Annotated in this window: 1 protein-coding gene and 1 pseudogene; both read right to left on the bottom strand. The window is 40.1% G+C overall.

From position 1 onward, the window contains the following. Window positions 1–53 precede the first annotated feature (53 nt). Window positions 54–500 (bottom strand): annotated as a pseudogene (locus QUB08_RS32015) (IS630 family transposase). Between the two features lie 41 nt (window positions 501–541). Beyond that, entirely contained in the window at window positions 542–940 is a 399-nt protein-coding gene (locus tag QUB08_RS32010) for a winged helix-turn-helix domain-containing protein (protein WP_333154477.1), read from the bottom strand. Between the last annotated feature and the right edge of the window lie 215 nt (window positions 941–1,155).

Raw genomic sequence — 1,155 nt, 5'->3', positions numbered from 1 at the left:
ATTATACTGATGATCGGTAAAAAAGTCATGGTGGGGTTCACCAGTATTTATACTCATCGCAAAAGTGACACGCTCCCTTTCAATCGCTCTCGCAATTGATCCAGTGTTGTAAAAACTTCTCCAACAAGTTGCTGTTTGATATATTCCCATACCCTTTCAATTGGATTAAGTTCTGGACTATGTGAGGGTTGACAGACAGGAATTAAATTTTCGGGTTAGGAAAGTTCATTAGTGATGTGAGCAACTGCTCTATCCATGTGAATCATGGCAATATCTTCACCCAGTTCTAGAGAAAGAGCGTCAATAAATTGCTGAAAATCTTCTCCGTTAAGCTCAGCATATTCTTGGCAAAAATGCCAGCCACTCAATGGTTCAACTACCCCATACAACCAAAAATTTTCACGTTTCCACAGTAGGGGAGCAACTGGTTTTACCCCCCTAGCTGTAATTAATTTTCCTGTCAATGTTTTCAATCCCAAACGGGTTTCATCTTGACACAAATATCGTAGCCTTTTCCCCTTACCCAAATATTTTTGAAACGTCAATACTGCTGAAATGATGTTTTTTTAAAAAGCTCCACTGCTTCTACGTCCTGTAAAGCACTTTGCGGACGTGGCACTTTCAGTTTTGCGATGTGACGATAATGCACCCAGGCATAGACTGTTGCATAAGTAAGGAATAGATTATACTCGCTTTTGAGCCATTCCACAATTTCCCCGTAGCTTTTGAAGGGGACTCCTGTTGCCAAACGTTCTTTTAGTCCTTCTAATACATCACCTGTCAAGTGTGGTTCTTGTCCTGGGGCTTTTTTTACCAACAATAATTCCGACAATCCACAAGTCGCTACTTTTGTAACCACCTGGTTATCGTAGATTTGTCTCTCCCCAAACGATTCGCTAATTCTTGATGCTGCTGTACTTGCCCTATTTTTAACCACCATAATACTTGTATTCGTTCTCTTTGACTGGCAGTACGAGTATTTTTTAGTTTTTTTTCTAAAAATTCTACGCTTTCTTCAATTGTGATTTTTAAAATACGAGCCATAAAACGCACCATCAACGCTACCTCTCTATTATATCAATACTCCGGACAGTTTTTCAAGAGGGATGCGATGGCTTCGGCAAGCAACGCTTACGCAATAAATCACAGAAGCGA

Origin of the sequence: Microcoleus sp. BR0-C5, from assembly GCF_036705045.1 — a bacterium.
In the GTDB taxonomy this organism is placed as follows: domain Bacteria; phylum Cyanobacteriota; class Cyanobacteriia; order Cyanobacteriales; family Microcoleaceae; genus Microcoleus.
Note: the sequence above shows the minus strand (reverse complement) of the source record. Positions and strands in the feature narration are given on the sequence as shown.